This is a genomic window from Streptomyces triticagri (genome assembly GCF_003429565.1).
In the GTDB taxonomy this organism is placed as follows: domain Bacteria; phylum Actinomycetota; class Actinomycetes; order Streptomycetales; family Streptomycetaceae; genus Streptomyces; species Streptomyces triticagri.
Genome location: NZ_QUAK01000081.1, coordinates 26,670 through 32,998 on the forward strand (window position 1 = coordinate 26,670; position 6,329 = coordinate 32,998).

Sequence of the window (6,329 nt, forward strand, 5' to 3'; positions counted from 1 at the left end):
CCGCCGTTCGGGTACGGGACAATGGACGCGGGCCCCGTCCGGAACGACCGAGGACGCGGGCCTTCGGCGGGCCGGTACCGGCCCTGGATCAACCGGATCAACGAGGAGCAGAGTCATGGCGGATGCAGGCCACGGACACACCCCGGCCGCCTGGACCGGCGTCATCATCGCGTTCATCGGTTTCTGTGTCTCCGGCGCCTTCATGGTGATGGCCAACCCGGTCGGGTTCTGGGCCGGCATGGCGCTCATCGGCATCGGCACGATCGCCGGCGGCATCATGAGCGCCGCGGGCATGGGCAAGCCCGAGGGCCACGTGGTCCGCTCGGAGAGCTGACTCTTCTTTTGAAGCCCCTCTGGGGGTCCCCCCCCCGGACGGAGTCTGGGGGAGTTTGAGGAGGCCCGTCCGGCAGGACTTTCGGGAAGGGGCGGGTCGGGGAACGTCCAACGGGCGCCCCCGGCCCCCCACCGGCACAATGACCGACGTGACCGCCGACCCCACCCTGGCCCCCGGCAGGACCGGTGCGGCCCGCCGACTCCTCGTACCCACCGGAGTACTCGCCTCCGTGGCCGCCGCGTTCGCCTTCGTCGGCGCCGTCGACCCCAATGAACCGGGCCACTACCCCGCCTGCCCGCTCCTGCAGTACACCGGCGTCTTCTGCCCCGGCTGCGGCGGCCTGCGCTGCGCCCACGCCCTCGTGCACGGCGATCTGCCCGCCGCCCTGACCGCGAACGCCCTCGCCGTCGCCGGCTTCGCGCTCTTCGCCGTCGGATGGGTCTGCTGGGCGGTGGCCGCCGCCCGCGGCCGGCCGCTCCGCCTCGATCTCCGGTCCGCACACCTGTGGGTCGCCGGCGGCGTGGTGCTCGCCTTCACGGTCGTACGCAATCTTCCGTTCGGCGCCTGGCTGCATCCCTGAGCCCGGGCCCGCCGGGCGCTTCCGTGCCCGTCCGGTCGCCGATCGCCGCAACCCGGCGGATCATGCGAAGTGTCCAGGTCGTGGGACCGCGCTCCACCGGATGCGGGTCCTGCGCCCCACGACGGATACCATCGCCATGCCCCATCGGACAGCCGGATGGGACGAGAACCGAACCTCAGCCGTACCGGAAGGGGGCCGCTCGCGTGAGTGTGCTCGACGAGATCATCGAAGGCGTGCGTGAGGACCTCGCCGAACGGCAGGCGCGCGTCACCCTCGACGAGCTCAAGGAGCGTGCGGAGAAGGCACCCCCGGCCAGGGACGGAGTCGCCGCCCTGCGCGGCGACGGCGTCAAGGTGATCTGCGAGGTCAAGCGCTCCAGCCCGTCCAAGGGCGCGCTCGCCGCGATCGCCGACCCGGCGGCCCTCGCCGCGGACTACGAGGCCGGTGGCGCCTCGGTCATCTCCGTACTCACCGAGCAGCGCCGCTTCGGCGGCTCGCTCGCCGACCTCGAGGCCGTCCGCGCCAAGGTCGACATCCCCGTCCTGCGCAAGGACTTCATCGTCACCTCCTACCAGCTGTGGGAGGCACGTGCGTACGGCGCGGACCTGGTACTGCTGATCGTCGCCGCGCTCGAACAGCCCGCCCTGGTCTCCCTCGTGGAGCGCGCCGAGTCCATCGGGCTCACCCCGCTCGTCGAGGTGCACGACGAGGAGGAGGCGGAGCGGGCGGTGGACGCCGGCGCGAAGATCATCGGCGTAAATGCGCGCAATCTGAAGACCCTCAAGGTGGACCGCTCGACCTTCACCCGGGTCGCCCCCGAGCTGCCCGCCGGTGTGGTCCGGATCGCCGAGTCGGGCGTACGCGGACCGCACGACCTGATCGCCTACGCGAACGACGGGGCCGACGCGGTGCTGGTCGGCGAATCCCTGGTCACGGGCAAGGACCCGAAGGCGGCGGTCGTCGATCTGGTGGCCGCGGGGGCGCATCCCGCGCTGCGGCACGGGCGGGGCTGAGTCCTCCCGTGGCCCTCACCGTCCGTCTTGCGCCCGGGTGCCGGCCCCGTGGGTGTCGTGCGCCTGCGCGCCGTGTGCACGGGCGGCGGGTCCGGTACGTGATCGGCTCCGAGCCGGGCCAGGTCAACGGGATGCGATGGCGCCCCGCCACGGGTTCCGGCTGCGGCTGAGGCGATTGTCCCCAGCCCCGCCCCTTCCCGAAAGTCCTCAATCGCCGGACGGGCTCCCATGGAGCCCCTCCGGCGATTGAGGAGGAATCGGTGAAAGGGCGGGGCTGGGGAAACCTCCCGCCCGCAGGCGGACCCGTACCGTGGTCATCGTAGGAACGGACACCCGGGGCCGAGGCGCCCCGAACAGGAGCATGTCGCACATGTCCAGTGAGTTCTTCATCCCCGACCCGGAGGGTCAAGTCCCCAGCGCCGAAGGGTACTTCGGCGCCTTCGGCGGAAAGTTCATCCCCGAGGCCCTCGTCGCCGCCGTCGACGAGGTCGCCGTCGAGTACGACAAGGCCAAGCAGGACCCCGAGTTCGCCCGCGAACTCGACGCCCTCCTGGTCGACTACACGGGCCGCCCCAGCGCCCTCACCGAGGTCCCCCGCTTCGCCGAACACGCCGGCGGCGCACGGATCTTCCTCAAGCGCGAGGACCTCAACCACACCGGATCGCACAAGATCAACAACGTGCTCGGCCAGGCCCTGCTCACCCGCCGCATGGGCAAGACCCGCGTCATCGCCGAGACCGGCGCAGGACAGCACGGCGTGGCCACCGCCACCGCCTGCGCCCTGTTCGGCCTCGAGTGCACCATCTACATGGGCGAGATCGACACCGAGCGCCAGGCCCTGAACGTGGCCCGGATGCGGATGCTCGGCGCCGAGGTGATCGCCGTCAAGTCCGGTTCACGCACCCTCAAGGACGCCATCAACGAGGCGTTCCGCGACTGGGTCGCCAACGTGGACCGTACGCACTACCTCTTCGGCACGGTCGCAGGACCGCACCCGTTCCCGGCGATGGTGCGCGACTTCCACCGCGTCATCGGTGTGGAGGCCAGGCGCCAGGTCCTGGAGCGGTCCGGCCGGCTCCCGGACGCCGCGGTCGCCTGCGTGGGCGGCGGCTCCAACGCCATCGGCCTCTTCCACGCCTTCGTGCCGGACACCGGCGTACGCCTGATCGGCTGCGAGCCCGCGGGGCACGGCGTCGAGACCGGCGAGCACGCCGCCACCCTCACCGCCGGCGAGCCCGGCATCCTGCACGGCTCCCGGAGCTATGTGCTGCAGGACGAGGAGGGCCAGATCACCGAGCCGTACTCGATCTCCGCGGGCCTCGACTACCCGGGCATCGGCCCCGAGCACGCGTACCTCAAGGACAGCGGCCGCGGCGAGTACCGGGCCGTCACCGACGACGCGGCGATGCAGGCCCTGCGCCTGCTCTCACGCACCGAGGGCATCATCCCGGCCATCGAGAGCGCGCACGCCCTCGCCGGCGCGCTCGACGTGGGCAAGGAGCTCGGCAAGGACGGGCTGCTCGTCGTGAACCTCTCCGGACGCGGCGACAAGGACATGGACACGGCCGCGCGCTACTTCGGCCTGTACGACGAGGAGGCCTCGAAGTGAGCGGCAACATCCAGCTGTTGAACGAGGCGCTCGCCACCGCGAAGTCCGAGGACCGGGCCGCCCTGATCGCCTACCTGCCGGCCGGCTTCCCGACCGTCGACGGTGGCATCGAGGCGGTCAAGGCCGTACTGGAGTCCGGCGCCGACGTCGTCGAGGTCGGCCTTCCGCACAGTGACCCGGTGCTCGACGGTCCCGTCATCCAGACCGCCGACGACATCGCGCTGAAGGCCGGCCTGAAGATCGCCGATGTGCTCCGTACGGTCCGTGAGGCGCACGCCGCGACGGGCAAGCCGATCCTGGTGATGACGTACTGGAACCCCATCGACCGCTACGGCGTGGAGCGCTTCACGGCGGAGCTCGCCGAGGCGGGCGGCGCGGGCTGCATCCTGCCCGACCTGCCGGTCGAGGAGTCCGCGCTGTGGCGGGAGCACGCGGCCAAGCACGGGCTCGCCACGGTCTTCGTGGTCGCCCCGAGCAGCCGCGACGAACGGCTTGCGAAGATCACCGCGGCCGGCTCCGGATTCGTCTACGCCGCCTCCCTGATGGGCGTCACCGGCACCCGCGCCTCGGTCGGCGAGCAGGCCGCGGACCTGGTGCGCCGCACCCGCGCGGCCACCGAACTCCCGGTGTGCGTCGGGCTCGGCGTCTCCAATGCCGAACAGGCCGCCGAGGTGGCCGGATTCGCCGACGGAGTCATCGTCGGCTCCGCCTTCGTCAAGGCCATGCTGGACACCGCGGACGAGGCCGCGGGCGTCGAGGCCGTACGCGCCCTGGCCGCCGAACTCGCCGCGGGTGTGCGAAAGCGCGGGTAGCTCGAACGGGTGGACCTGAACCGGGGAGGCACGCTGCGGCCTCCCCGGTTCGTTTGCGGGATGTGAGTGAGAACAACCGTGAGGGAAAGCGCACAGCCCGCGACCGCCTTGCAGCGGAGCGCGAGCGCGAGAAGGGCCGCGAGCGGCGCCGCCGGACACTGATTGTCGCCTCGGCCGTGGTGTGTGTCCTCGGCCTGGCCGCCGTGGTCGGCATCGTCGCGGCGAATTCGGGGGACGACAAGGAGTCCGCGGGGCCGGTGGTGGAGCCGAAGGGCGCGGCGGGCAAGGACAATCTGGCGATCCCGGTCGGCAAGCCCGAGGCGAAGTCCACCCTGACGATCTGGGAGGACTTCCGCTGCCCGGCCTGCGCCCAGTTCGAGGCGCAGTACAGCCCGACGATCAACGAGCTCGCCGGCAAGGGCCTCCTCAAGGTCGAGTACCACCTCGCCACCATCATCGACGGCAACATGGGCGGCACCGGCTCGCGGAACGCGGCGAACGCCGCGGTCTGCGCCCAGGACGCGGGCAGGTTCACCGAGTACCACGACGTCCTCTACAAGAACCAGCCGCAGGAATCGGACGACGCCTTCGCCGAGAACGACCATCTGCTCGACCTGGCGGGCAAGGTCGACGGCCTGGACAGCGGGACCTTCAAGAAGTGCGTCGAGGACGGCACGTACGAGGGCTGGGTCGGCGAATCCAACAAGGCCTTCCAGAACGGCGGCTTCCGCGGCACGCCCACCGTGCTCCTCGACGGCAAGGACATCTTCGCGGACGAGAAGAACCCGGTCACGCCGCAGCAGCTGAAGCAGCAGGTCGAGGCGAAATGAGGCCCCGGCGCGTGCGCCGGGCCGCGCCCCGTCCCGGCCCCGTTATGGAGCCGTTAGGCCGGGTGGATTGCCCGGGGACGGGCAGGGCGCGGTAGCGTCGACCTCGCCATGGAACTCCTTGCCTTCATTCCGAGTCCGTCCCAGGGTGAGATCGACGCCTTCGGCGTCCCCCTGCGCGGCTACGCGTTCTGCATCATCATCGGCGTCTTCGTAGCCGTCTGGCTCGGTGGCAGGCGGTGGGTCGCCCGCGGCGGCCGCGCCGGCACCGTCGCCGACATCGCCGTCTGGGCCGTGCCCTTCGGCCTGGTCGGCGGCCGGCTCTACCACGTGATCACGGACTACCAGCTGTACTTCAGCGAGGGCCGTGACTGGGTGGACGCCTTCAAGATCTGGGAGGGCGGCCTCGGTATCTGGGGCGCCATCGCGCTCGGCGCGGTGGGCGCCTGGATCGGCTGCCGCCGCCGGGGCATCCCGCTGCCCGCCTACGCGGACGCGGTCGCCCCCGGCATCGCCTTCGCCCAGGCGATCGGCCGCTGGGGCAACTGGTTCAACCAGGAGCTGTACGGCAAGTCCACCGACCTGCCCTGGGCCCTCGAGATCACCCGCGCCGACGACGGCCGCGTCCCCGGCACGTACCACCCGACCTTCCTGTACGAGTCGCTGTGGTGCATCGGTGTCGCGCTCCTGGTGATCTGGGCGGACCGCCGCTTCAAGCTCGGACACGGCCGGGCGTTCGCCCTGTACGTCGCCGCGTACTGCGCGGGGCGCGGCTGGATCGAGTACATGCGGGTGGACGCGGCACACGAATGGTTCGGACTGCGGCTCAACGTCTGGACCGCCATCGCCGTGTTCCTCCTCGCGGTCGTGTACATCGTGGTGTCCGGCCGGATGCGCCCCGGGCGCGAGGAGATCGTCGACCGGGATCCGGACGCGAAGCCGGAGCCGAAGCAGGACTCCGAGCCGGCCTCGGATGCCGACGGCAAGACCGGTGACGGCGAGTCCGGCGACGACAGGACCGGCGACGGCGAGAGCAAGTCCGAGGGCGATTCCGAGGACGATTCCGCGCCGGCGAAGAAGAGCTGAGCCGGCAAGCAGCGCACTGACGGGTTCGGGGCGCCCCTCACCAAGGGGCGCCCCGAACCCGTCTTCTC

General features: G+C 71.3%; 8 protein-coding genes. All 8 read left to right on the plus strand.

What is annotated here, in order from left to right; genetic code table 11:
- Positions 1-115 precede the first annotated feature (115 nt).
- The 8 genes from DY218_RS15115 to lgt all read left to right on the plus strand — a co-directional run bounded on the left by DY218_RS15115 (position 116) and on the right by lgt (position 6,261).
- Entirely contained in the window at positions 116-334 is a 219-nt protein-coding gene (locus DY218_RS15115; protein WP_128556540.1) for an HGxxPAAW family protein, read from the plus strand.
- A gap of 139 nt (positions 335-473) precedes the next feature.
- Positions 474-914, plus strand: coding sequence for a DUF2752 domain-containing protein (locus DY218_RS15120; RefSeq protein WP_128556541.1), 441 nt, complete (start codon positions 474-476; stop codon positions 912-914).
- 203 nt (positions 915-1,117) lie between these two features.
- Positions 1,118-1,927: an indole-3-glycerol phosphate synthase TrpC gene (trpC, locus tag DY218_RS15125; RefSeq protein ID WP_128556542.1), complete on the plus strand. Its 810-nt coding sequence runs from the start codon at positions 1,118-1,120 to the stop codon at positions 1,925-1,927.
- Positions 1,928-2,001: 74 nt separating this feature from the next.
- Positions 2,002-2,097: a tryptophan biosynthesis modulator TrpM gene (gene trpM, locus DY218_RS35840; RefSeq protein ID WP_407703629.1), complete on the plus strand. Its 96-nt coding sequence runs from the start codon at positions 2,002-2,004 to the stop codon at positions 2,095-2,097.
- Positions 2,098-2,297: 200 nt separating this feature from the next.
- Positions 2,298-3,536: a tryptophan synthase subunit beta gene (trpB, locus tag DY218_RS15130; protein WP_128556543.1), complete on the plus strand. Its 1,239-nt coding sequence runs from the start codon at positions 2,298-2,300 to the stop codon at positions 3,534-3,536.
- Complete coding sequence (trpA, locus tag DY218_RS15135) at positions 3,533-4,348, plus strand: tryptophan synthase subunit alpha (protein ID WP_128556544.1); 816 nt, start codon at positions 3,533-3,535, stop codon at positions 4,346-4,348. The genes trpB and trpA overlap by 4 nt, the downstream gene beginning before the upstream one ends.
- Positions 4,349-4,410: 62 nt before the next feature.
- Positions 4,411-5,178 (plus strand): DsbA family protein, encoded by a 768-nt coding sequence (locus DY218_RS15140; protein ID WP_128556545.1) that lies wholly within the window; start codon positions 4,411-4,413, stop codon positions 5,176-5,178.
- A gap of 108 nt (positions 5,179-5,286) precedes the next feature.
- The gene (gene lgt / locus DY218_RS15145) at positions 5,287-6,261 is read left to right on the plus strand and encodes a prolipoprotein diacylglyceryl transferase (protein ID WP_128556546.1); all 975 of its coding nucleotides are present in this window, start codon (positions 5,287-5,289) and stop codon (positions 6,259-6,261) included.
- Positions 6,262-6,329 lie beyond the last annotated feature (68 nt).